The organism is Aldersonia sp. NBC_00410 (genome assembly GCF_026342035.1).
Classification (GTDB): Bacteria; Actinomycetota; Actinomycetes; order Mycobacteriales; family Mycobacteriaceae; genus Aldersonia.
Map to the genome: position 1 here is coordinate 216,047 of NZ_JAPENM010000007.1, position 24,968 is coordinate 241,014.

Here is a 24,968-nt window from a genome sequence, read left to right on the forward strand (position 1 = left end):
GTTGGTGTGCAGGTCAGCCGGCGTTGCGCACAGCCAGAAACGGTGCGAACGGGGGCATCTCGTCGGGGTCGCAATCGACCTCGATGAAGGTCGGTCCGCGGGACTCGGCGGCGGCACGCAACGCGCGGTCGAGCTCGCCGCGTGTCCCGGCCGTGCAGGCGGGTAGGTCGGGGAACATCGCGGCAATCCCTTCACCGATATGAGTGGGCCGGAACCTGTTGAAGCTGTATCGATCCCGGTAGAACAACTGCTCGCGGGTGACGCACATGGCGTGTGCGTTGTTGTTGAACACGACGAACGTGATCGGCAGGTCGTGTTCGATCGCGGTGTGGATTTCCATACCGTGCATGTAGAAGGCACCGTCACCGGCGATCACGTAGGTGCGCCGGCCGGTGCCCGCGCTACGGGCGAACGCCGAACCGATACCGGCGCCGAACGCGTAGCCCATCCCGCCCATACCGAGCGCCACCACGAACCGTCCGCCCGGCGGAACCGGCAGATGGTGCACGACGGCGGCACCGGTGTTGCCGGCATCGGCGAACACGTCCGCCTCCGGCGGCAGCGTCGCGGCGATCGCCTCGACGGCGTCGCGGTACCGCAGCCCCGGCCCCGATGCCGTCGGGACCGCCAGCACCTCCGGCGCTGACGGCGGACGGGCCGGCTCCCGGCTCGACCCGTCCGCCAGCGCGGCGGACAGCTCCGCCAGGTCGGCGGCGAGATCGGTGCTGACCGCGTGGGTGGATCGGATATGCGGCGGCTCGGCCCCAATGCTGGTGACCACGGTGCCGGCGAGCAGTTCGTCGAGGCCGCCGCGCGTGGTCACCGGCATCCTGGTGCCGACGAGCAGACACACCGCCGCGTGCCGCAGCGCCTCGTGCAGATCGGGATGTCCCATGATCCCGGCCACGCCGCGATAACCCGGCTCGTGCTGGCCGTACACATCCTTGGCATCGGGTGCCACGCCGACCGAGGCGTCCAGCGCGGCCGCGAGCTGTCGCAGCTCGGAGCGTGCGTCGTCGCGAGCCACTTGATCGCCGGCGATGATCACGACCTTGCCCGCGCGGTGCCCCGCTGCGAGCGTGTCGCGGACCAGGCCGACGCCATGCAGATCGTGCAGGTGGGCGGCTTTCGCCGCCCGGAACGGCGCGCTGGGACGATATTCCGCCTGCTGAACATCTTTGGGCAACAACAGGACCGCTGGTCCGCCGCGCTGTGCCGCCGCCACCGCGCGGGCGAGATGCTCGGCGATGTCGCCGGGGCGATGCACCCGCGCGCAGTACCGGGTCATCGTGGCGAGCGTCTGCTCGAGATCGAAGGTGCCCGCTCGCCCACTGGTGTCCTGGAACGCGCCCTGACCCTCCAGCGTGGTCGGCGGCTGCCCGACGAGCGCAAGCACCGGAACTCGGGAGGCGAACGACTCTGCAAGTCCGGCAACGAGATTCATCGCGCCACCACCCGAAGTGGCGACCACGACCCCGATCCCCGAGGTGCTGCGTGCGTACCCATCGGCCATCGTCGCCGCGGCGAACTCGTGCTTGGCGACCACCCCTACCGGGCTGTCGGGATCGGCGAGGCCGGCGTCGAACAGCGCGTCGTAGACATCCTCGATATTGGCCCCGTCGACACCGAAGACGTGCCGGACGCCGAGCGTGGCGATCGCCGCCACGAGATAGTCCACGACCCGCGGTGGGCGGTTATTGTTCGTGGTCGATTCCACGGCACCTCCTCCAACTGAATTCGGCTCTGCTCGCCCCGTCCGTGGATACGACACGGGGACCGGTGTGGTTCACTGCGCCCGGAGTCCGGGCGTGACTTATCGGCCGTCGGGCCGTCCTCACAGGACGGTGGACAGCAGCACCTGGTTTGTGGTGGTCGCACGGATGTCGACCTGCTGGATGTCGGCGGGCGGCACGTCGACGGCCGCACTGGCCTCGATCACGTCGCCGGGTTGGGCGGTCCAGGTGGCCAGATGGGACTGGACGCCGCTATTGGTGGTGATCCACATCGAGTACTCGCCGGTGTACGACGTGCCGCCCGGGGCGTACCGGCATTCCATGTTGACCTGCGAACCCCCGGCGCCGTCGTCGATGAGGTCGACGTTGGCCGAAAGCGGGGTGGACACCAGCGGATCCATCGTGCGCGAGGCGACCACCTCCGGTTGCGTGGCGGTCCCGGTCGGACTGTCCTCGGAGTTCCCGGCCACGACCAGCGGAACGGCGATGGCCACCGCGGCGGCGGCGGCCGCGACCGCGGTCCCGATCGCGATCATGCGGCGCCGGCGACGCTCCCGGCGCGTCCGGCCCACCAGATCGTGCATCAAGGCATCCGGCGGCGGAGGTGTGCTGCGCGCCGTGGCCACGGTGGGGGTAGTGCCCACTGCCGGGCCACTCGAGGCGTCGTCGAGCATTTCGAGCGCCGTCTGCCGCGGCACCAAGGCCAGCATGCCCGGCAGTCCGGCCAGTTCGCCCACCGCGGCGCGGCACGCAGGGCAGTCATCCAGATGCCCCTCGTAGCGGCGGCGGTCGGCCGGTGTCAGCGCGCCGAGCACATACGCCGCGTCCCAAGTCGCGAATTCATCGGAGCCTGTCGATGAGGTATCGGCGTCGATGCCGAACCCATCTGCACCGCGTCTCATTTCGACACTCCCATCTCCTGCAGCGTGGCCCGCAATGCGCGCATTCCGTAGTGCATCCGGGACTTCACGGTGCCCTCGGGAATATCGAGCTGGGTCGCAATCTGCGCCGTGGAGAGCCCGCCGTAGTACGACCGCACGATCACGTCGCGGTGGTCCTGGGTCAGCGTGGCGAGCGCGTCGGAGACCACCCAGGTGTCCACGGCGCGCTCGGTCTGGTCGGCGCTCGGCTGCTCGGGCGGCGCGTCCATCCGGATCTCGCGGCGGCTGCGTGCGCTGCGATGTTCGTCGAAGGCGAGATTGCGGGCGACGGTGAACAGCCACCCGCGCGCCGATCCACTCGACTGGTCCAGCACCGTCGGGTGCTGCCAGGCCCGCAGCAGTGTCTCCTGCACGATGTCCTCCGCACGTCCGGCATCTCCGACCAAGCTGAAGGTATAGCGCCACAACACCGAAGCGTGCTGGTCGTACAAGGCCTGTAAAAGACCGGCATCGTCCGTGCGCACCGTTCACCTCCAACTCGTCAACGAGACACGCGATGGGACGGTTCACCTGCCTCTACTGGAGTAATGGTGCGCGGGCCGCGGAATGTTTACAGCGCAACTACCTGCGGGTGCGCCGGGTGAACAAGCGTCGGCAACTCGACGGATCGCCACGCACCATCGGGCGGGGCGGGCTAGCCTCTACCTCGTGAAACGACTCGTGCATCCCGACGGTGTTCTGGCTCCTGCCTACACGGGCAGGCTCGCGACAAATCCGGTGCCGGCGTTGCGGCTACCGGAGTCGGAGATGGATCCCGATCAGGCCTATCAGTTCATTCACGACGAACTGATGCTGGACGGGAGTTCGAGGCTGAACCTCGCCACCTTCGTCACCACGTGGATGGACCGGCACGCCGAAAAGCTGATGGCCGAGACGTTCGACAAGAACATGATCGACAAGGACGAGTACCCCGCGACCGCGGCGATCGAGTCCCGCTGCGTGAACATGGTGGCCGACCTGTTCAACGCCCCCGGGCTCGACCCGGTCGATCCGAACTCGGCGACCGGGGTTTCCACGATCGGTTCGAGCGAGGCGGTCATGCTCGCCGGACTCGCGTTGAAGTGGCGTTGGCGTGCCCGCGGCGCCGGTTCGGGTACGCCGAATCTGGTGCTGGGCAGCAATGTTCAGGTGGTGTGGGAGAAATTCTGCCGCTACTTCGAGGTGGAGCCGCGCTATCTGCCGATGGCGAAGGGCCGCTACTCGATCACCCCGGAGCAGGTGCGGGATGCGGTGGACGAGAACACCATTGGCGTGGTCGCGATCCTCGGTACCACCTTCACCGGCGAGCTCGAGCCGGTCGCGGAGGTCGCCGCAACGCTGGACGAGCTCGCCGCGAGCGGCGGTCCGGATGTACCGGTACATGTGGACGCAGCCAGCGGTGGGTTCGTGGTGCCGTTCCTGAATCCCGAACTCGAATGGGATTTCCGGCTGCCTCGCGTCGCCTCGATCAATGTCAGCGGGCACAAATACGGGCTGACCTATCCCGGAATCGGTTTCGTGGTGTGGCGGGACAAGGAGCAACTCCCGGAAGAACTGGTGTTCCGGGTGAACTATCTCGGCGGCGACATGCCGACGTTCACGCTCAACTTCTCCCGGCCGGGCAATCAGGTGGTCGGTCAGTACTACAACTTCCTCCGGCTCGGGCGCGGCGGCTACACCGCGATCATGGAAGCCTTGCGCGACACCGCCGTCCGGATCAGTGGCGCGCTCGCCGAGATTCCGGAGATCGAGGTGATCACGGACGGCTCCGCGATTCCGGTGATCTCGCTGGCCTTGCGCGAGGGGACCGGCTTCACGGTGTTCGACGTCTCGCACGAACTGCGGGCCCGGGACTGGCAGGTTCCCGCGTACACGATGCCCGAAAACGCGACCGATGTCGCGGTGCTGCGGATCGTCGTGCGCGAAGGATTCAGCGCCGACCTCGGCCGGCTGCTGTGCGAGGCATTCGCCGACTCACTCGCGGCGCTGCGCAAGGGTGAGGGTGGGCATTCGTCGGCCCAGGCCTTCGCCCACTAATAGTCTTCGCGCGCTACTTCGCCATGTCGAGGACAACGCGACCGTCGATCTGCCCCTTTTCCATCTCCCCGAAGATGTCGTTGATCTCGTGGAGTCGGCGGGTGCTGTAGGTCGGCGAAATCTTCCCGCGCGCATAGAAATCCAGCGCCTCGGTCATGTCCTTGCGGGTGCCGACAATCGAGCCGCGAACCGTGAGACCGAACAACACCGTGGTGAAGATGTCGAGCGGGAAATGCTCGGGCGGCAGACCGACCAGCGACACCGTGCCGCCGCGCCGCAGCCCTCCCACCGCCTGCGGGAAGGCGTGCGCGTTGACCGCCGTCACGAGCGCACCGTGCACTCCGCCGCCGGTCTTCTCCTTCAGTTCCGCCGCCGGGTCGGCAGAGGTGGCTGCGTTCACCGTCACCTCCGCACCGTGCTTGGCGGCGAGGTCGAGTTTGGCGTCATCGACGTCGATCGCGGCGACCCGCCGGCCCATCGCGATCCCGTATTGCACGGCAATGTGGCCGAGACCGCCGATCCCGGAAATGAGCACCCACTCGCCGGGTTTGGTGTCGGTCACCTTCAGGCCCTTGTAGACCGTCACGCCCGCACACAGGATCGGTCCGACCGCGCTCATCTCGACGCCCTCGGGAATGATCGGCGCGTACCGCGAATCGACGAGCATGTACTGCCCGAACGATCCGTCCACCGAGTAGCCGCCGTTCTTCTGGGCTTCGCAGAGCGTCTCCCAGCCGGTCTCGCAGTACTCGCATTCACCGCACGCGCTCCACAACCAGGCGTTGCCGACCTTGTCGCCAACCTTCAGCCGGGTGACCCCGTCGCCCACCTCGGTGACCGTCCCGACCCCCTCATGGCCGGGTACGAACGGCGGCGACGGCTTGACCGGCCAATCCCCATGCGCGGCGTGCAGGTCCGTGTGGCAGACACCGGAGTATTCGACACGCACCAGCGCCTCGAGTGTTCCCGGCGTCGGTCGTGGAATCTCCTCGACGACGAGTGGTTCGTTGAATGAATGGACAACAGCTGCGAGCATGCGCTTAGTTCCTTTCCACCTCGATCGGGTGCGTGGCGAGCAACGCCAGGGGGAGCGGCTGACGCCGCAGCACGTTTGCCCAGAGATCGACCCGTGGCGGTCCGATCAGATCGGTGGGTAAGGCGGACAACACGATCCAGTCGTCGCGTTCGAGTTCACCCTCGAGCTGCCCGAGGGTCCAGCCCGAATAGCCGGCGAACACCCGGACACCCACGATGTAGGGAGCGAGCTGCTCGGGGTCGGAATCCAGATCGACCATTGCGACGCGGCCGTCGACGCGACGCAACCCAGGGACGTCGGTGATGTCGGCGCCGATCCGGATGGTGGCCAGGCATAGTGCCGCGTCCCGTTTCACCGGGCCGCCCACGAACAGCGACTTGGGACGAGCCGCGAGCTCGGACCACTGCGGCAGCACATTGCGCACAGCGGTGTCGCTGGGCCGGTTCAGCACAACACCGAGACTGCCGGCGTCGTTGTGTTCGATGACGTAGACGACGGTGCGTCGAAAGGAAGGTTCGACCAGTTCGGCCGACGAGACCAGCAGGCTTCCCGGGCGGACGGCCTGATCTGCCGTCAACCCCTCACCGCGGTCCCAACGTTCGCCTCGGGCGGTGCGATCTTCGGGTTCTTCCGCATGTGCCACGGATTCATAATGGCACCGTTGACCCGGGTTCGTGCACGAAGACGCTCGCGGAATCGTCAGCCAATACCGAGGGCGCGCACCAGGACATCGAGGTGATGTTCGAACAACGCTGCGGTGTCGTCGAAGGTGCCCGGACCGTACTGCCCGAAGACATCGAAGCTCACTGCGCCGAAAATCGCCGACCAGGCGAACACGCCGCGGGTGATCATTTCGTCGGGCGCGGTGATGTCGAGGTCGACGCGGATCCGGTCCAGGCTCGCGGCCAGTGTGGCCGGCGCGTGCGCGTCGGCAGGTAGCTGCACAGCACCTGCCCGCCACGCCCGGTCGTAGATCCCGACCAACGCGACGATGACCCGGGTGCCCGGGCCGGTAGTCTGTTCCGGCGGCGCGGCGTACCCGGGCACCGGGCTACCGAAGAGCAGCGCATACCGAGCCGGTTCACGCAGCGCCCAGTCGCGCACCGTCCGGCCGACCGCGCGGAATTGGGCCCCGAACTCGTGCTCCGGCATGGTGGCCAGTGCGGCATCCACCTCGTCGCCGAGCTCGTTGTATCCGTCGACCACCAGCAGTGTCAGCAGCTCGTCCCGGCTGCGCACATAGCGATAAACCGCCGACGACACGACGCCCAGATCCCGTGCGACTGCCCGGAGCGAGAGCCCCGCCGCGCCATGTTCGGCCAGGTGAGCGCGCCCGATCCGACTGATATCGGCCATCGTCTGCGCGCGCGCTCGATCGCGCGGTGTCTCGGTCATGGAGGTCAGCATCCCTGCGTTGGAGAGCACTGTCAACAAAAGTGAGCAGTGCTCTTGACAACGGCGGTCGCCGCGCGCAAGCTGAGACCCAACCGAGAGCAGTGCTCACATTTCGTTTCGAGGAGGACACCATGACAGAACTGCACACCGTCACCGGAGCCGGACCGGTCGGCTGGACCGTCGCCGAACAGCTCGCCGAGCGCGGGCATCGGGTGCGCGTGCTGACTCGCTCGGGCAGCGGACCCGACCACCCGCTCGTCGAGCGCATGCGTGTCGATGTCGCCGACCCGGCGGCGCTGGCGCCCGCGCTCGAGGACTCCGTCGCGGTCTATCACTGCACGCATGGGTCGGCCTACTCGGCGAAGGCCTGGCGCGCCGAGTTGCCCGCCACCGAACAGACGGTGCTCGCAGCCGCCGGACGCATCGGCGCGGTCGTCGTCTTCCCGGAGAGCCTGTACTCCTTCGGCAAGGTCGACGGACCGATGACAGAAGCGACCCCGCGCACCGCGAGCACCGGAAAGCTCGGTGTCCGTGCCGAACTGCTGCGCGCGCGGGAGGCCTCCGCCACGCCGACGGTGAGCGTCGCCGCCTCGGATTTCTTCGGCCCACGGGTGCGCGGCGCGCATGCGGGTGAGCGGATGGTGCCGACCATCCTCGACGGCAAGACCATGCGCGTGATCGGCAGCCTCGATCAACCGCATTCGTTCACCTACGTGCCAGACCTGGCCGCCGCGATGATTGCCGCCGCAGCCTTTCGCGAGCTGTGGAACAGCTTCCTGCTTGCCCCCACCGCACCTGCCGTTACCCAGCGGCAGCTGATCGCAACCTTCGCCGACGCCGCCGGCGTGACCGCCCCGAAGAGTTCGGCGATCCCGGCGTGGGCACTCGAGGCGGTCGGGTTGGTGCACGGCGAAACCCGCGAACTCGCCGAAACCGCTTACCAATTTGCGCATCCGTTCGTACTCGACACGACGCACAGCGAACGCTTGCTCGGTCTCGCACCGACCCCGCTTGCCGATGCCGCCGCCGAAACTGTGCAGTGGTGGCAGCAGGTCGCCAGAGCAGCGTGAACTAGCGTCTGCGGTGTGACAGCGCGTCGGACGATCGCCACCGCGATCGCGGCGAATCCCGGGCTCGGCAAGCTGTCCACCATCCGCTTCGCCGGCCAGTTCGGCGACGGACTGTTCCAGGCCGCCCTCAGCGGCGCGATCCTGTTCAACCCGGAACGGGAAACCGATCCGTTCGCGATCGCGGCCGGATTCGCGGTGCTGCTGCTGCCCTACTCGATGCTCGGGCCGTTCGCCGGCGCGCTGCTCGACCGCTGGGATCGCCGTGCGGTGCTGTTCTGGGCCAACCTGGTGCGGCTGGTGCTGATCGTCGGCACGGCGATCTGGCTGTTCACCGGCGGCGGGTCGGGAGTCCTGCTCGTGCTGGCGCTCGCGGTCGTCGGAGTCAGTCGATTCGTGCTCGCCGGGGTGTCGGCGGCGCTACCGCATGTCGTTCCGCTCGGCTGGCTGGTCCCGACCAACTCCGTATTTGCCACCACGGCAACGGCTTTCGCTGCCCTCGGCGCCGGGGTAAGCGTGCTACTGCTCGCGCTACTCGGCACCGACGATAGCGCGGCCGCCGTCGCGGTCCTGTGCAGCACCGTCGGCTCGGTGGTCGGCGCGGTCGCCGCGAAACGCTTCCCCGCGCGATCGCTCGGCGCGGGCAACGCAGACGAGCGGGCCACGGTCCGCGGTGCCCTGCGGGCTGTGGCCGGCGGGCTGCGTGGCGGGGTCGGCGCGGTGTGGCGGACCCCGGGAGTGACCACCCCGATGATCGGCATCCTCGCGCACCGAATGGTGTTCGGCGTCGACACGCTCCTGATGGTCCTGGTGCTGCGGTCGACCGCGAATGTGACAGGCGGGGGCGTGACGACCGGGTTGACCGGCTTCGGCGCGGCGATCGCGGCGGCGGGCGTCGGGATGCTCGGTGCCGCGGTCCTGGTGCCACTGGTGCTGCCGAGGTCCGGCCGGACATCGTTGGTGCGCATGGCGCTGGCCGGGGCAACCGTGGTGCAGATTCTGCTCGTCGCGCGACTGTCGGAACCCGCATTGCTTGCCGGGGCCCTGCTCCTGGGCCTGGCCGGTCAGACGATCAAGCTGACCGGCGACGCGGCAATGCAGCTCGATATCGCCGATGAGCAACGGGGACAGGTGTTTGCGCTGCAGGACACGATCTTCAACGTTGCCTTCGTCGCGGCTCTTGCGGGCGCCGCGCTCGTCGTGCCCGACGACGGTCGGGCTCGCGGCGTTGCCCTCGCGGCAGCCGGCTTCTACCTCGCCGCACTCGTCGCCATTCCGCTCAACGCGCGCCGCAGCACCCCCGGATGAAACCGGTGGGATGAACCGGTTCGGCTCAGCCGAGCAGACCCGGCTCGTCCGGCCGACCGACCCCGTCGAGCCGTCCGTCGCCATCCCTGTCCACTACTGCCACGGTCGGTGACACCAGTAGCGCGGCATACCCCGCGTGCTCGGTCGCACCGATCAGCACACCGTCGGAGCAGCCGTCATGATCGACATCGAGCACGGCATCGTCGGACGCACCGTCGGAATCGAAATCGACTGGGACAAAGACGTTTTCATGCGACACGGCGTCGGTTCGCTCGGTACCGGCCCGCGCCGGTCCGACCCGCTCCGGATGCGGATGAGCCGAGCCGGGGGCAGTCACCTCGTGCCCCCAGACGCCGGAGCCGTCCGAATCCGCGAAATATCGTTCCACGGTGCCGTCGTCGTCGAGGTCGAGCGCAGCGATATCGGCGACACCGTCACCGTCCGAGTCCCACATGGCGTCGTCGCGATGGCCGTCACCGTCGAAGTCCACGACGACGGCGTCCGGCCCGCCGGGTTCGCCAAGATCGATATCCACCGGCGACAACCAGGCCACCGGATCGGCCGCGCCCGTGCCGAACGAGTACTCGAGCTCCATAACGGGGTAGACGCGGTGCCACCGGCACCGGTTCCGAGATTCACCCGCTCGTAATCGACACGTGTCCGGCCGCAAGCACCGTCGGGCCGCCCGGCAAGTAAGGTCGTCACCGATCATGACTGGTACTTCGTATCGATGTCCGCGGCCGTGAAGGCCCCCGGACTTGGCCGGTCCTGGCTGGACCAATGGTTCGCCAAGACTGCCGAATGGGCCGATCCGGTCGCCACCCTGGGCGCCGGAGCGGCTACCGCATTGTTGCCGGACGTACTGGTCAGCGTCCTTTCCGAGGGCGTGGCACGGCGGTTCGGCGGTCATCGCATCGACCTGATGCTGCGTGGGCAACCGGTGTCCGCGCAGCTGGATTCACTGCGGGTCAAGCGCACCGGGGCATCGTTTCGCGCGGACACCGACCTCACCGCGGTGGACTGGAACGGCTACGCCTTCACCAGCCTCACCATGACCGCGCACGGTATTCGGCTCATTCCCAGCCTGGCCACCCGATTCGAGACCGAACAGGTCGACCTCGACGGCGAAATACCGCTCGCCGAGCTGATCGCGGGACTCAACGGGCACGGTTTGCAATGGAGGCTCAGCGTCGACGACTCCGGGTTGATCCGCGCCGAGCACACCCGCCGTCGGCTCGTCGCGCTCGTCGATGCGTCCGTGCGCAACGATCTGCTCCGAATCGGAGTCAAGCGTGCGACCTGGATGGGGCTGACGATTCCGTCGGCGCTGCTCACCGCCCGGACGATGCCGCTGCCTGCACTGCCGAACGACGGCCGGGTCGTGCGGGCAATCCGGATCGGCGACACCGTGCGTTTCACCCTCGACCTGGCGTCGCTGTCGGGCACTGTCGACCTCGCGCAGGTACGCAACGCGATTGCCGCGGGAACCGGCCTGGCCATCTGGTAGCGCGGCACCCCGGACTCGACGGCGAGCAGCGGGCCGACCGCGAGCTCGATCAGCCCCACCATCCGGTCGATCCGGTCGAGCATTTCGTTGAACGCCGCCTGCGCCGGCTCTATCGGCCGACACCGCAGCACAGCAGGTCAGCGGCGGGCACGAACGCGCCGGATCGTACTGCTCCACAACAGCTTCGGAATCGCCACCGCGTGCGCGCGGTTGGCACCGACCCGCATCGACTCGGTGGTCGCCTTCGCGACGACTCGTTTGGACGCCTTGCTCGGATGCCCCGCGTCGAAAGGTGGGCGAGGGTCGTACTCGATGGTCAGCTGAATCATCTCGGCGTGTTCGCGTCCGGCGATCTCACCGGCGAGCCAGAGCGCGAGATCGATGCCCGCCGACGCCCCGGCAGCCGTGACGATCTTTCCTTCGCACACGATCCGTTCGGAGCGTTGCGGTTTCGCACCGAGCGGAATCAGCGCCGGCTGCGCGAGCCAGTGCGTCGTGGCGGACAGGCCATCCAAGAGTCCGGCGCCGCCGAGCACGAGCGCACCCGAGCACACCGAGACGGTCCAGGTCGTGGACCGGTGGACCTGTCGCAGCCAGGCGAGCAGCCGCTCGTCGGTGGCCACCGTCGCGAACGCGGTGCCGGACCCCGGCACGAGCACGATGTCCGGGGTAGGCGTCTCGTCCAGCGAGTGGGTGGCGCCGAGCACCAGCACGCCACTGTCCGCGACGATCGGACCCGGTTCGTGCCAGACGAACCGGAGATCCGCATCGGGCAACATGCGCAGCACCTCGTAGGGGCCGATCGCGTCCAGCGCCGTCACCCCGGGGTACAACACGATCGCTATCTGCACTGTCTAGCTCCTCGGTAGCACGGACAGCGTCGACCTACATCGGGGTCGACTTACATGGGGCGGAACTCGAGCATCTTGTGCAGCCGCTGCTTGTCGCGCTCGACCTTGCGTGCCTCGTAGGCGATCGGCAGGTAGCGCAGCCGCTCCGGCAGGCGCGGCACGAGGCGCGCGACGACCCAGCCGATGCGGCGCAGATTGCGTTCGTCCTTCTCGTTCCACTCCAAGCCGAGCTTTTCGCGGGCCCGCTCGGGGGTGGTGCCCACGGTGACGAAGTACTGCAGTTTGCCCACCGGACCGGTGACGGCCCGCCACGCCGGACGGAACACCCGCGGCAGCTTCGGCGGCGGCGGGACGACGGCAATGCTCTTCAGGAAGTCGTAGGCGGTCGGGTGCGCGACAAGGCGCTCGTCGACGATCTGCTCGAACTTGCGCTGGAACTCGGCATAGGTCTGCGGAATCTCCTTCTCCGCGACGTACAGGTTCCGCATGATCTGCAGATTTTCCTGGTAATAGTCTTCCTTCTCCTGATCGGTGAGCGGCCGGCGGGAGAAGTAGCGGGCACCCTCGGTGAAGGCGTAGGAGCCGGTCAGCAGCACCCAGGCCCATGGGCCCGAGGACAGCGCCTTGTGCCGGACGCCCTGCTCGTCGGTGGAGTTCAGGGTGGCGTGCATCGTGCGCAGCCGATCCGCTTCGACGAGGGCTTCCTCCCCGCCGTACACCCACGTCATCACGGACGCGAGGCTGCGGGTGGCGCGACCGACCGCGTCGGTGCGGAAAGTCGAGTGCTCACCGACGACGGTGCCGATGGTCGGGTCCATCGTCTGCAAAAGGAAGGCGGTGCCACCGGTGAGCGAGAAGGTGACGAGCCCGATCTCCTCCCACAGCCTGGTGCCCGGCTGGATGGCACGGCGCCGCGGCTCGGCTCCCTGCGCCGGGTGATCGACGGACGACTCCGCCGCGGGGGTGCGGAACTCGGCAACGCTCATACTGCTCGGCCTCCTTGCCGATAGAGTGAGAGAAACGTGTTGCAAATCTCTCACTACTGGCAAGTACTGTCAAGCCGTAAGGCCGCGAGTTGGTCAGTTGTCCTGGTTTTGCCACCACTCGAGCAACGCGGCCTCTGCCTCGTCGCGATCCAGCGGACCCCGGTCGAGCCGGAGCTCCTTGAGGAACCGCCAGGCCTGCCCGACCTGTGGCCCCGCTGCTATTCCGAGCAGCTCCATGATCGCGTTGCCGTCCAGATCGGGACGGACCTTGGCCAGGTCCTCGGCCTGCTGCAGCCGGGCGATCCGCAACTCCAGATCGTCGTAGGTGGCCTGCAGCGCGGCGGCCCGGCGCTTGTTTCGGGTGGTGCAGTCCGCTCGCACCAGTTTGTGCAGGCGGGGGAGCAGCGGCCCCGCATCCGTGATGTAGCGGCGCACCGCCGAGTCGGTCCACTGTCCGGTGCCGTAGCCGTGGAAGCGCAGATGCAAAAACACCAGCTGGGCGACATCGTCGACGACCTGCTTCGGATACTTCAGGGCGCGCATCCGGCGGCGCACCAACTTCGCGCCGACCACCTCATGGTGATGGAAGCTGACGCCGCCGCCGACCTCGTTGCGTTTGGTGTCCGGCTTGCCGATGTCGTGCAGCAGCGCCGCCCAGCGCAGCACCAGGTCGGGGCTCGGCACCTTCGACGGGTCGTCGGCCGGGCCGCCGTCCTCCAGATCGATGGCCTGCTGCAACACCGTCAGCGAATGCCGGTAGACGTCCTTGTGCTGGTGATGCTCGTCGATCTCGAGCTCCATCGCGGGCACCTCGGGCAGCACCTGCGCCGCCAACCCGGTGCGGCAGAGCACCTCGACGCCGTCCACCGCGTGCGCTCCGAGAATCAGCTTGTCGAGCTCGGTGTGGATCCGCTCCGCGGTGATGCGGTCGAGTTCGCCGGCCATCGCGGCGATCGCCTCGACGACCCGAGGCGCGAGCTCGAAGCCGAGCTGCGAGACGAACCGCGCCGCGCGCAGCATCCGGAGCGGGTCGTCATTGAAACTGTCCTCGGGGGCCGCGGGGGTATCGAGCACGCCCGCCAGCAGGGCCTCCATGCCGCCGAGCGGATCGACGAATTCCTGCGTCCCGCCGCTACCGAGCCGGACCGCCATCGCATTGACGGTGAAATCGCGGCGCACCAGGTCGTGCTCGAGCGTGTCACCGAATCGGACCTCCGGATTGCGGCTCACCCGGTCGTAGGCGTCGCTGCGGAAGGTCGTGATCTCGATCTGGTGCTCGCCCTTGGCGCCACTGACCGTGCCGAACGCGAGACCGCCGGTGTCCCACAGGTTGTCCGCCCAGCCGCGCAGCAAGGCGAGCACTTCGTCGGGCCGAGCGTCGGTGGTGAAGTCGAGATCGGTGCCGAGCCGGCCGAGCACGGCGTCGCGGACGCTGCCACCGACGAGATACAGCTCGTAGCCGCGGCCGGCGAACAGTTCACCGAGCGGGGTCAGCACATCGGACAGCCGGCGCAACGTGATCGCGGCGGAAGCAAGGAGCCGAGTACGACGCTCGTCGTCGATCGGGGCGGAGGGCGCAACCACGGGTGGCCAGCATACTTGGCCGTCGAGGGGCGCGGCGCCGAGCGCGGGTGTGGCGTCCCGGGGCGCCACCACCAGGGCAGCTAGGATTGATCGGGTGTCTCCGGCCGAACGTGCGAACAACCGGCGCCGCCACGCGCGGCGTCGCGGTTCGGTCGGCGGAGGTCAGAAGCCCCAGCTTCGTACCGTGCGGGAGACCTCGGCAGGCGGCCTCGTGCTGGAGGGACTCGACGGCCCACGCGACAAGGTCTGTGCCGCGCTCATCGGCCGGATCGACCGCCGCGGCCGATTGCTGTGGTCGATGCCGAAAGGCCATATCGAGAACGGCGAAACCGCGGAGGAGACCGCGATGCGGGAGGTCGCCGAGGAGACCGGGATCCAGGGCCGCGTGCTCGCCTCGCTGGGCAGCATCGACTACTGGTTCGTCACCGAAGGCAGGCGCGTGCACAAGACCGTGCACCATTATCTGCTCCGCTATGTCGGCGGTGAGCTGTCCGACGCGGACCTCGAGGTGACCGAAGTCGCGTGGGTACCGCTCACGGAACTCGATTCCCGCCTCGCCTACGCCGACGAACGCCGGCTCGCCGAGGTCGCAGGCAAGCTGATCGACGACTTCGCCACGAACAGTCCCAGCGTCGAGGACGAAGCCCGCACGAGCGAGCGCCGATCGTCGGCGCCGCAGCGGGGTGTTGGCAACGAATGACGCGTGGATTGGTCCTGCGGTCCGCGCTGATGCTCGTGGCGGCCGCACTGATCGGCGGTTCGGGCGCCGGGGTCGCACTCGCGGCACCATCGCAGCACCGCCAGCCGAACGTCGACATCGAATCCGGCACCGGCGGTAGCCCCTCATCCGGCGCGAATAGTGCGCAGTCCGCAGGGAGCGAGAATGCGCCCGAGGACGACGCCGCTCCGGAATTCCTCTCGCTGACGATCGATTCGGTCGCGCCGACCACCGTCACCGCAGCGAGCTCGCCCTACTTCGTGGTGGAGGCGACCGTCCGCAATGTCGGCGATCGCCCGGTCAGCGACGTGGACGTGCGGATCCAGCGCGGCGATGCGATCACGCAGGCCTCCGGGCTTCGGACCACGCTGCAGCTCGACCAAGCGAGCTTTCCGGTCGCCGGTGAGTTCGTCACCGTCACCGACCATCTCGACGTCGGGCGGAGCAAGCAATTCCGGCTAACCATGCCGCTGCGCGCCGGGGCGGAAGGCACGCCCGATCTCGATATTCAGCAGCCCGGCGTCTATCCACTGCTACTCAACGTCAACGGCACCCCCGAATACGGCGACGCCGCCCGGCTCGACGACGCCCGCTTCCTGCTGCCGGTCCTGGGCCTGCCACCGATGCCGACCTCGCCCGATCCCGACGCGACCCGAGCGGTCACGGCGCCGACGGCGGCTCCGGTGGCGATGACGATGCTGTGGCCGCTCGCGGATCGCCCGCGCCTCGCCGCCGGACAACCGGGCTCGCTGGACCAGCCGGTCCGACTCGTGGACGACGATCTGGCCACCTCGCTCGCCGCGGGCGGGCGGCTCGACGGGTTGGTCTCGGCCCTCGAGTACGCCACCGGCCCGAACTCCGAGATGGGCCGTCGCCTCGCGGACGGCATCTGCCTGGCGGTCGATCCGGACCTGCTCGTCACCGTGCGCAGCATGACCCGCGGCTATCTCGTCACCGACGACCCCGCCGACCCCCAGGCCCCGACGCACGAGGGCACCGGGGCCGCTGCCGCCGCACAGTGGCTCGACCGGGTCCGCGCGCTGGCCGGCAGCCTGTGCACGGTCGCAGTGCCGTTTGCGCAGGTCGACGTCGTCGGCCTGCAGGCGATCGGCTCCGACGCGCTGCAGACCGCTGCGCTCGATGCCGCACCCGACATCGTGGACGACGTGCTCGGCGCCCCATCCGTCCGCGGCGTCGTGTGGCCGGATTCGGGCAGCATCGACGACGACGCGGCCGCCATGCTGCAGGACCGGCACGCCGGCACTGCGTTGTTGGCGAGCAACGCGGTGAGCAGATCGGACGAGCCGGCCGTGCCACCGGACCTCGTCGAACTGACCGCGACGGGCGCCGAATCGGGCGGAGTTGCGGCCGCCGAAACCGATGGATCGAACTCCGGCCCGCCGCTGCATTCCGCACCGTTCGACGTCTACGCCGCGACCGCGCTCGCGGCGGTCGGAGCCAACCCGCAGACCCCGTCCTTCACCCCGGCACGGATGCGCTACGCCCTCGACGGCGATTCCCGCACCGCCCGATTACAGGACGCGCTCGGGGCGATGACCTGGACGGCGCTCAACCCGCAGCCCAACCACCCGCGATCGGTGCTGTTCGCCCCGCCACAGCGCTGGACCGCGGACCGCACCGAGGCAGACGCACTGCTCGCGGAGGCGTCGCTGCTGCTGCAGACAAATCTGGCCAACCCACGTCCGCTGACCACGCTGCTCGGCCAGGGCGTCGGCCCGGAGCCGTTCGAAACCAACTATCTCGCACAGGCCGTGCGAGACGCGGTACCCGATTCGACCCGCGGCGCGGTCATCGAGCAGGCCGACCGTATCGACGCGCTCGGCGCTGCCCTGGTAGAGGATCCGCAGCGCGAACTCACGCCCCGGCTGTTCCTCGCCCCGCTGCGCGAGGATCTCCTGCGCGCCACCAGCCTGTCCGGCCGCCGGGACAACCGCGCGACCGCCCAGCAGGCCGCCGACCAGCGGATCACCGCAACGACGCGGGCGCTGGACGATCTCTTCGCCGATGTCACCGTGCTCGCGCCGGGCGGGGTTTACACGCTGGCCTCGGAGCAGAGTCCGCTACTTCTGGTCGCGCGCAACGACCTGCCGGTCGGGATCCGGGTCAAGGTGAAGATCGACGCGCCCGCCGCGATGTCGGTGACCGATATCGGAGAGCAGCAGCTGCCCGCAAGCGGCAGCCGCACGCTGCAGGTTCCGGCGAAAGCGAGCGAGTCGATCAACCTGGCGGTGGACGTCACACTGACCACGCCTGCCGGTCATCCGCTCGGATCGCCGACCACGGTGTCGGTGCGGTCGAACGCCTACGGACCGGCGTTGTCGATCGTCACCGGATGCGCGGGCGGGTTACTGTTGCTGCTTGCCGGGCGCCGCCTGTGGCATCGCTTCCGTGGGCAACCCGATCCCGCCGACGACGATTACGAGCGCCGATGAACTGGATCGAACCGGGCCAGCAGAGCCGCCAACTACGTCCGCCGCCGGCGCCGTGGGAACGTGTCGCCTGGCCGGTGCGCCGTCCCGGGCGTGCACGACAACCGCTCGTCCCCGCCGGCAACGCTGCGGTCGGGGCCCGCCCACTCCGAACCGCGCCGCCCACCGGCCCACCCCCGGCAGCCGCACCGCCGCGCAACGCGCCGATGGGCGCTCCAGGCTCGGGCGGTCGGCACTCCAAGCTCGATTATCCGGGCCCCCCGCCCGCAGAACCCCCGCCCGCAGAACCCCCGCCCGCACAACCCCAGCCAGCCGCGCCACCTCCTTCGGCACCCGCCGCCGCACCTGACGAACCCGCGGCAACCCCGACCGACAGTCCGAGCGGACTACTCGCCGCCACCGGATCGATCGCATTCGCGACACTGATCAGCCGGATGACCGGCTTTCTCAAGCAGTTGCTGCTGCTCACCGTGCTTGGCGGCGCGGTCGCCAGCTCGTTCACCGTCGCCAGCCAGATCCCGAACATGATCGCCGAGCTGGTACTCGGCGCCGTGCTCACCGCGATCGTCGTGCCGGTGCTGGTCCGCGCCGAGCGCGAGGATCCGGACGGCGGTGCCGCGTTCGTGCGCAGGCTGTTCACCGCGGCGCTGACGTTGCTCGCGGTCGCGGCGCTGCTCGCCACGGCCGCGGCGCCGCTGCTGACGACGCACGTCTATCTGTCCAGCGATGGCAAGGTGGACACGTCACTCACCACGGCGTTGTCGTTCCTGCTGCTGCCCGCGATCCTGTTCTACGGCCTGTCCGCGCTGCTCACGGCGATCCTCAATACCCGCCAGGTCTTCAAGCCCGGCGCCTGGGCGCCGGTGCTGAACAACGTGGTCGTTCTGGCCGTGCTCGGCATCTACCTGACCATGCCGGGGGAGATCTCGCTCGACCCGGTGCGGATGAGCGACCCGAAGCTGCTCGTCCTCGGCCTCGGCGTGCTCGCCGGCGTGATCACGCAGGCATTGAGCCTGCTGCCGGCCATCCGTCGCGCCGGGATCAGCCTGCGGCCGCTGTGGGGATTCGACGCCCGGCTGCGGCAATTCGGCGGGATGGCCGTCGCGATCGTGCTCTACGTCTTGATCAGCCAGCTTGGGTTCGTGTTCGCGACCAGGGTCTCCTCGCACGCGGACGCTGCCGGACCGGCGATCTACAACAACGCGTGGCTTCTGCTGCAGCTGCCCTACGGCGTCCTCGGTGTCACCGTGCTCACCGCGATCATGCCGCGGCTCAGCCGCAATGCCGCTGCCGAGGACACCCCGGCCGTGGTCGATGATCTCTCGGTCGCGACCCGACTCACCATGCTCACGCTCGTCCCGGTCGTCACGTTCCTCACGCTGTGCGGGACGCAGGTCGGTCAGGCGCTCTACGGCTACGGCAACTTCGGGTCCGCCGATGCCGAGCGGCTCGGCCATGCGGTGAGCTGGTCGGCGTTCACGCTGATTCCGTACGCGCTCGTCCTGATTCACCTGCGGGTGTTCTATGCGCGTGAGCAGGCGTGGACACCGACCTGGATCATCATCGGAATCACCGCGGTCAAGATCGCGTTGTCCGCGCTCGCGCCGGTGGTGGCCACCAACGACGACCAGGTGGTGAGCCTGCTCGGGGTCGCCAACGGCATCAGCTTCGCGGTCGGCGCCGCGATCGGTGGTTATCTGCTGCACCGCAGCCTGGGCAACTTGCAGATGGCGAATGTCGGCAAGACCGTATGGCTGGTGCTGGTCGCCTCGATCGTCGGCGGTGCGCTGATGCTGGTGGTGGACCGGTTGATCGGGCTGGAAGTGCTCTCCGAACAGCTGCACGGTCCGGGTTCGGCGCTGCGGGTCGCGTTCGACGGAATCCTCATGCTGTCGGTCACCTTTGCCATCCTGCGGGTCGCCCGCGTGCCCGAGGTGGTGGCCGTGACTGTCGCGATCGAACGCCGCTTCCTCCGCCGCGGCCGCGACGACGAGGCGGGCGCGCCCACCGATGCCGTATCCGACACCGACGAGTTCGCCGCTTATGCCCGAAGCCGCGCATACGACCCGTTCATGGACGCGGAGACGATGGTTCTACCGGTGTTCGGCACCGGTGCTTCGATGCCATCTCGGGATCGGGGGTTCCCGTACCCTGTTCGACAAGACAGTTCCCATGCGGGTCCCCATGGGCGCGGATGGTCGGCGACGCGAGAAGGAGCAAGGGTGAGTGACGACGCGAATTCCGGCGGTAGTGCCGGTAATTCGGACTCGGACGCCACGGCCAACGCTTCCACCGACATCATGGCGACCGGCCGCGGCAGCGGCCCTTCGAACACCGGCCGCGGCAGCGGCCCCTCGAACACCGGACGCGGCAGCGGCCCCTCGAGCACCGGGCGTGCGGACGACCCGGCGCCGCAGGGGCAAGCCGATCAGCGGCAGCGACCTGCCGATCCTCGGCGGCAACAATCTGCCGATCCTCGGCGGCAACAATCTGCCGATCCTCGGCGGGGCGACCCGCTGACCGACACCGGCTCGATCCCGGTCAGCTCGCCCGCGATGCCGCCGGTCCGGGTGCCCGGTGGACGCGCTGCGCTGCCACCGCGCGGACCGAAGCTGGTTCCCGGCGCGTCGGTGGCTGGTGGGCGGTATCGCCTGCTCGCCCCGCACGGCGGCGCTCGCGGACTGCGCTTCTGGCAGGCGCACGACACCAAGCTCGACCGGGCCGTTGCCCTCACCTTCGTCGATGCCGAGCAGAAGTCGGGCCACAACCAGGGCAATGACGGACCGCAGGCGATCCTGTCGCGCACGCTGCGGCTCGGCCGGATCAACTCGCCCGGTCTCGCGCGAGTGCTCGATGTTGTTCGCGGTTCTTCGGGCGGCATCGTCGTGGCCGAGTGGACCCCGGGCCGATCGCTGCGCGAAATGGCCGAGACCTCGCCGTCGCCGATCGGAGCCGCACGCGCCGTCCATACCCTCGCCGCGGCGGCCGAGTTCGCGCATCGCAGCGGCGGTGCACTGTCGATCGACCATCCCGACCGGATCCGGATCAGCGCGGCGGGCGATGCGGTGCTCGCCTTCCCCGCCACGCTGGCCGACTCGACCGCACCCTCGGATGTCCGTGGTCTCGGCGCGGCGTTGTATGCGCTGATCACCGATCGCTGGCCGATCGAGCAAGCGCAGGCGGTGACCGGCACCGCCGCACCGCCTGCTCCCTCCACGATCGGCGGCCTTCGCCAGGCGGAGCGCAGCGCGGACGGCAACCCCGTCGAGCCCCGCGAGGTGCGGCCCGAGGTTCCGTTCGAGATCTCCGCGGTCGCGATGCGCGCACTGGCCACCAACCGCGGTGTCAGTACCGCCGCGACCGTGGCGCACGTGCTCGAGCAGGCGTCCGTCGTCGACCAGAAGACGGATCTGATTCCGGCGCTGCGCTTGGGCCAGCGTCCGGCCGGCGCAAAAACCGGTCATACGCTGGCCGATCCGGCGGGCACCGAAGACCAGGGTCCGTCCAGCCGACTGTTGCTGGTACTGGCCGGTCTTGGCCTGCTCGCCGTGCTGATACTCGGGCTGATCGGCTGGTGGTTGGCGAACACGCTGACCGGCGGCGGGTCGAGCGACACCTTCGACGACAACGCGCTCGGCCTCACCACCAGCGCGACCGCGCCCGCGCCGGCGGGGGGTGCGCCCGCAGCGGGCGAGACGTCCCCACCCTCGGGCGTTCCGGTCCCTGCCAGCGAGGTCTCGGTGTTCTCGCCGCAGGGCACGCCGGACAGTCCTGCCACTGCACGTCTCACGCTGGACAACAACGCCGCAACGGTGTGGCGTACCGATACCTACTTCCAGCAGTTCCCGACCCTCAAGAGCGGTGTCGGTCTCGTCGCTACCTTGCCCACCGCCTCGAAACTGAGCGGGGTGTGGATCAACTCACCGACTCCCGGAACGAAGGTGGAGGTTCGCTCGGCGCCGAGTCGGTCGCCGACACTCGACCAGACTCAGGTCATCGGCACGGCGACACTCGGCAACGGCCTCACCCAGATTCCGGTCGACTCCGGCCAGCCGACCCGGTACGTGCTGGTGTGGATCACCTCGCTCGCTTCGAGCGGTGGACAGTTCCAGTCGGGCATCGCGGACATGGGATTTACCGCCACAAGTTAACTGCCAATTTGCTCGCTGCTCCCCGTTGTCGGTAGGATCGGCCCGCGCCGACATGTGGCGGTCCGTTCGAACCGGAACCGCCTCGACGACAGATGCCAATTGGGGGGTAATCGTCGCGGCGCTCGGAGGGGGGACCGTGTCGCCGCATGAGCATGCGCTGGGCGCTGTGTCGCGCCGTGTCTCGAGTCCGCGGACCGCGGAATCCGATCTTCCCGGGCCCGCGCGGACCGACGCCGAACTCCTTGCCGCACACGTCTCCGGTGATCCACACGCGTTCGCGGAGTTGATGCGCCGCCATTACGACCATCTGTGGCAGACCGCATTGCGCACGTCGTATTCACGCGAGGACGCGGGCGACGCGCTGCAGGAGGCGTTGTTGTCTGCGCACCGCACTGCCGCTTCGTTCCGCGCGGACGCCGCGGTGCGCAGTTGGCTGCACCGGATCGTGGTCAATGCCTGCCTGGATCGGATCCGGCGCAACAAGGTCCGCCCGACCGTGCCGCTCGCCGATGGGGACGAGCCGCGCGACGACCGTGATCCGATCGCCGATCTCGAGTTGTCGCTCGTGGTCCACCGAGCCTTGTTTATGCTGCCGCCCGATCAGCGGGCCGCAATCGTGGCGGTGGACATCGAGGGTTTCTCGGTCGCCGAGACGGCGCGCCTGCTCGACGTGCCCGCGGGCACGGTGAAGAGCCGCTGTGCGCGCGCCCGCCTGAAACTGGCCGGCATTCTCGAGCCGCTGCGCGATCCGCAAAATCGCTCCTGATTTTCCGGAACCGCACCGGATCATTGCGCGTCCTAGAAATTGAAGGGAAAATTGGGCGTTCTGCGCCGGAGAGGGGTGATCGTGAGCGTGTCGCTGCCTCGGCGCCCGATTCCCGATCATGTTCTGGCCGACCTGCACGCCCACAACCTGCCATCCGAGGTCGAGCAGGAGCTTTGGCCTCTCGTCAAAGCGGATCCGGACGCGCTTCGGTTGCTCGACGCCCTCGATGACGTATCCGAGCGGCTGCGCCATATCGACGACGATGACGACGTGGCGCCGGCACCGGCGGACATTGTGGCGCGACTCGACTCCATCCTCGAAATGTGCACGGGCGACCAGCTCGCCTACGCCCGTTCCACCAGGAAGAATCCGCCCGGCCGGCCGTCGCGCCGCTGGGCAATCGGTGCCGCGGCCGCTGCGGCGGTCCTGATCCCACTGATCGTCACCGTGGGAGTGCTGTCGACCGGGTCCGAGCACGATCCGGCGCCGATCATCGCGGCCCCGCCCGCGGGCACCGCAACGCCCGCTCTTTCGCACGAGACCATGCTCGCCGCACTCGGACGCAATACGGTCGCCGGTCGCCTGGGCGATCGGACGACCCTTGCGGGATGCCTCGGCGCGGCCGGCGAATCCGGTGCCGTGCTCGGTTCGATCGACACCGACTATCAGGGCCGGGCCGGTGTACTCGTGCTCGTCGGGGGTATCCGCTCCGGCTCGATCACCGCCCTTATTCTCGATAACGAGTGCAGCGCGAACGATCCGCGCGTGCTCGCCCGCTCCGAACTGCGCTGACCTCGTCCATCACGGCCAAACCGTGGCACGACGCACGCGTGATCGGCCGCACGCCGGTACCCACTCGGGGAACAACACGCCTTACTCTGGTGTTGACCGAACCGAGACTTAGCAGCACACCCTGACGTGCAAAACCATCGAGAGGCTCGTATGACCAACCCTGTTCACGAACTGATCATCGTCGGCTCGGGACCGGCCGGATATACGGCAGCCGTGTACGCCGCGCGTGCCGAGTTGAAGCCGCTGGTGTTCGAAGGGACCCAGTTCGGCGGCGCACTGATGACCACCACCGAGGTGGAGAACTTCCCCGGTTTCCGCGCGGGCATCATGGGCCCCGATCTGATGGAAGAGATGCGCGAGCAGGCCAAGCGGTTCGGTGCGGATATCCGCACCGAAGACGTGGAGGCCATCGATCTGTCCGGTGATATCAAGACCGTCACCGTCGCCGGCGAGGAGTACGCAGCGCACGCGATCATCCTGGCCATGGGTGCGGCCGCACGGTACCTCGGCATCGACGGCGAGCAGACGCTGCTCGGCCGCGGCGTGAGCGCCTGCGCGACCTGCGACGGCTTCTTCTTCAAGGATCAGGACATCGCCGTCATCGGCGGTGGGGACTCGGCGATGGAGGAGGCCACCTTCCTCACCAAGTTCGCCCGCAGCGTGACGATCGTGCATCGTCGCGAGGAGTTCCGCGCCTCCCGCATCATGCTCGAGCGCGCCCGCGCCAACGAGAAGATCCGCTTTGTCACCAACGCCACCGTCACGAGGGTGATCGGCGAGAACAGCGTCACCGGCGTCGAGCTCGAGGACACCCGCACCGGAGAGCGCAGCACGCTCGAGGTGACCGGCATGTTCGTCGCGATCGGCCATGACCCGCGCAGCGAACTGGTCAAGGGCCAGGTCGAGATCGACGACGCCGGTTACGTCCGAGTGCAGGCGCCCACCACCGCGACCACGGTCGATGGCGTCTTCGCGGCCGGTGACCTCGTCGACCACACCTATCGGCAGGCGATCACCGCCGCAGGCACCGGTTGTGCCGCGGCCATCGACGCAGAGCGTTGGCTCTCCGATCGAGGCGATATCACCGCCAATACCGTTCGCCATGCCGAGGCCGACTCGGTGCGGGTCTGATCCCGTTCCCCATACTCACCATTCGAAAACAACAGGAGACACAAGGTGGCCGATAGCAAGACCTCCGAATCCGCGACCATCACGGTGACCGACGACTCGTTCGCCCAGGACGTCCTGGCCAGCGAGAAGCCGGTGCTCGTCGACTTCTGGGCCACCTGGTGCGGTCCCTGCAAGATGGTCGCCCCAGTCCTCGAAGAGATCGCGGCCGACCATTCCGCCAAGCTGACCGTCGCGAAGCTCGACATCGACGCCAACCCGAGCATCGCGCGCGACTACCAGATCATGTCGATCCCGACCATGATCCTGTTCGCCGAGGGCAAGCCTGCGAAGCAAATCGTCGGTGCCAAGGGCAAGGCAGCCCTGTTGCGCGAGCTCGAGGACATTCTCTAGCGAGTTCACCGGAAACCGTCAGTCGGTTCACCGGAAACATTGCCGCGCCGCAGTCGCGCGGATTCTCCGGAATCCGCGCGATTCTGCGAGAATCTTTCCCTGTGCCGTGCGGCGACGGGTTCAATGGCACCGCCGTTCGCTATCCG

21 protein-coding genes are annotated in these 24,968 nt (G+C 68.5%); 11 read left to right on the forward strand and 10 right to left on the reverse strand.

Features of this window, described 5'->3' with window-relative positions; all coding sequences use genetic code 11:
* Positions 1-13: 13 nt before the first annotated feature.
* From OG921_RS17590 to OG921_RS17600, 3 genes are all read right to left on the reverse strand, one after another.
* Entirely contained in the window at positions 14-1,717 is a 1,704-nt protein-coding gene (locus OG921_RS17590; protein ID WP_266113783.1) for a thiamine pyrophosphate-binding protein, read from the reverse strand.
* Positions 1,718-1,834: 117 nt separating this feature from the next.
* The gene (locus OG921_RS17595) at positions 1,835-2,635 is read right to left on the reverse strand and encodes an anti-sigma factor (protein ID WP_266113784.1); all 801 of its coding nucleotides are present in this window, start codon (positions 2,633-2,635) and stop codon (positions 1,835-1,837) included.
* Complete coding sequence (locus tag OG921_RS17600; protein ID WP_266113785.1) at positions 2,632-3,138, reverse strand: sigma-70 family RNA polymerase sigma factor; 507 nt, start codon at positions 3,136-3,138, stop codon at positions 2,632-2,634. Before OG921_RS17600 ends, OG921_RS17595 begins: the two co-directional genes overlap by 4 nt.
* Positions 3,139-3,322: 184 nt before the next feature.
* Here OG921_RS17600 and OG921_RS17605 point away from each other — a divergent pair, with 184 nt between their 5' ends.
* Complete coding sequence (locus OG921_RS17605) at positions 3,323-4,690, forward strand: glutamate decarboxylase (protein WP_266113786.1); 1,368 nt, start codon at positions 3,323-3,325, stop codon at positions 4,688-4,690.
* A 13-nt stretch (positions 4,691-4,703) separates the two neighbouring features.
* Here OG921_RS17605 and adhP read toward each other — a convergent pair whose 3' ends face one another.
* Genes adhP through OG921_RS17620 form a run of 3 tightly spaced genes read right to left on the reverse strand, consistent with a single transcriptional unit; the run spans position 4,704 to position 7,121 of the window.
* On the reverse strand, positions 4,704-5,726 hold the full coding sequence (adhP, locus tag OG921_RS17610) for an alcohol dehydrogenase AdhP (RefSeq protein ID WP_266113788.1): 1,023 nt from the start codon (positions 5,724-5,726) through the stop codon (positions 4,704-4,706).
* 4 nt (positions 5,727-5,730) lie between these two features.
* On the reverse strand, positions 5,731-6,369 hold the full coding sequence (locus OG921_RS17615; protein ID WP_266113789.1) for a YqgE/AlgH family protein: 639 nt from the start codon (positions 6,367-6,369) through the stop codon (positions 5,731-5,733).
* A gap of 56 nt (positions 6,370-6,425) precedes the next feature.
* Positions 6,426-7,121 (reverse strand): TetR/AcrR family transcriptional regulator, encoded by a 696-nt coding sequence (locus OG921_RS17620; RefSeq protein WP_266113790.1) that lies wholly within the window; start codon positions 7,119-7,121, stop codon positions 6,426-6,428.
* A gap of 131 nt (positions 7,122-7,252) precedes the next feature.
* Here OG921_RS17620 and OG921_RS17625 point away from each other — a divergent pair, with 131 nt between their 5' ends.
* Entirely contained in the window at positions 7,253-8,191 is a 939-nt protein-coding gene (locus OG921_RS17625; protein ID WP_266113791.1) for an NAD-dependent epimerase/dehydratase family protein, read from the forward strand.
* A gap of 15 nt (positions 8,192-8,206) precedes the next feature.
* Positions 8,207-9,496: a hypothetical protein gene (locus OG921_RS17630; protein WP_266113792.1), complete on the forward strand. Its 1,290-nt coding sequence runs from the start codon at positions 8,207-8,209 to the stop codon at positions 9,494-9,496.
* Positions 9,497-9,521: 25 nt separating this feature from the next.
* On the opposite strand, the gene OG921_RS17635 is transcribed toward OG921_RS17630, so the two are convergent.
* Positions 9,522-10,091 carry a pullulanase gene (locus OG921_RS17635; protein ID WP_266113793.1) on the reverse strand — a complete coding sequence of 190 codons (570 nt, stop codon included), beginning with the start codon at positions 10,089-10,091 and terminating at the stop codon, positions 9,522-9,524.
* Positions 10,092-10,226: 135 nt separating this feature from the next.
* Here OG921_RS17635 and OG921_RS17640 point away from each other — a divergent pair, with 135 nt between their 5' ends.
* A complete protein-coding gene (locus OG921_RS17640; protein WP_266113794.1) occupies positions 10,227-11,003 on the forward strand; it encodes a hypothetical protein in 777 nt (258 codons plus the stop codon).
* A gap of 137 nt (positions 11,004-11,140) precedes the next feature.
* Here the strand turns inward: OG921_RS17640 and OG921_RS17645 are convergent, their stop codons facing one another.
* The 3 genes from OG921_RS17645 to OG921_RS17655 form a co-directional block, all read right to left on the reverse strand.
* Positions 11,141-11,854, reverse strand: coding sequence for a DJ-1/PfpI family protein (locus tag OG921_RS17645; RefSeq protein WP_266113795.1), 714 nt, complete (start codon positions 11,852-11,854; stop codon positions 11,141-11,143).
* A 50-nt stretch (positions 11,855-11,904) separates the two neighbouring features.
* Positions 11,905-12,840 carry an oxygenase MpaB family protein gene (locus OG921_RS17650; protein WP_266113796.1) on the reverse strand — a complete coding sequence of 312 codons (936 nt, stop codon included), beginning with the start codon at positions 12,838-12,840 and terminating at the stop codon, positions 11,905-11,907.
* Positions 12,841-12,933: 93 nt separating this feature from the next.
* The gene (locus tag OG921_RS17655) at positions 12,934-14,424 is read right to left on the reverse strand and encodes a CCA tRNA nucleotidyltransferase (RefSeq protein WP_266113797.1); all 1,491 of its coding nucleotides are present in this window, start codon (positions 14,422-14,424) and stop codon (positions 12,934-12,936) included.
* Between the two features lie 94 nt (positions 14,425-14,518).
* Here OG921_RS17655 and OG921_RS17660 point away from each other — a divergent pair, with 94 nt between their 5' ends.
* From OG921_RS17660 to trxA, 7 genes are all read left to right on the forward strand, one after another.
* Positions 14,519-15,124 carry an NUDIX hydrolase gene (locus OG921_RS17660; protein ID WP_266113798.1) on the forward strand — a complete coding sequence of 202 codons (606 nt, stop codon included), beginning with the start codon at positions 14,519-14,521 and terminating at the stop codon, positions 15,122-15,124.
* A complete protein-coding gene (locus OG921_RS17665; RefSeq protein WP_266113799.1) occupies positions 15,121-17,595 on the forward strand; it encodes a DUF6049 family protein in 2,475 nt (824 codons plus the stop codon). The genes OG921_RS17660 and OG921_RS17665 overlap by 4 nt, the downstream gene beginning before the upstream one ends.
* Before the next feature lie 431 nt (positions 17,596-18,026).
* A complete protein-coding gene (locus tag OG921_RS17670) occupies positions 18,027-21,743 on the forward strand; it encodes a lipid II flippase MurJ (protein WP_266113800.1) in 3,717 nt (1,238 codons plus the stop codon).
* Positions 21,744-21,909: 166 nt separating this feature from the next.
* A complete protein-coding gene (sigM, locus tag OG921_RS17675) occupies positions 21,910-22,509 on the forward strand; it encodes an RNA polymerase sigma factor SigM (RefSeq protein WP_266113801.1) in 600 nt (199 codons plus the stop codon).
* An 81-nt stretch (positions 22,510-22,590) separates the two neighbouring features.
* Positions 22,591-23,301 (forward strand): hypothetical protein, encoded by a 711-nt coding sequence (locus tag OG921_RS17680; protein WP_266113802.1) that lies wholly within the window; start codon positions 22,591-22,593, stop codon positions 23,299-23,301.
* A gap of 150 nt (positions 23,302-23,451) precedes the next feature.
* Positions 23,452-24,432, forward strand: coding sequence for a thioredoxin-disulfide reductase (gene trxB, locus OG921_RS17685; RefSeq protein ID WP_266113803.1), 981 nt, complete (start codon positions 23,452-23,454; stop codon positions 24,430-24,432).
* Between the two features lie 45 nt (positions 24,433-24,477).
* Complete coding sequence (gene trxA, locus OG921_RS17690; protein WP_266113804.1) at positions 24,478-24,822, forward strand: thioredoxin; 345 nt, start codon at positions 24,478-24,480, stop codon at positions 24,820-24,822.
* Positions 24,823-24,968 lie beyond the last annotated feature (146 nt).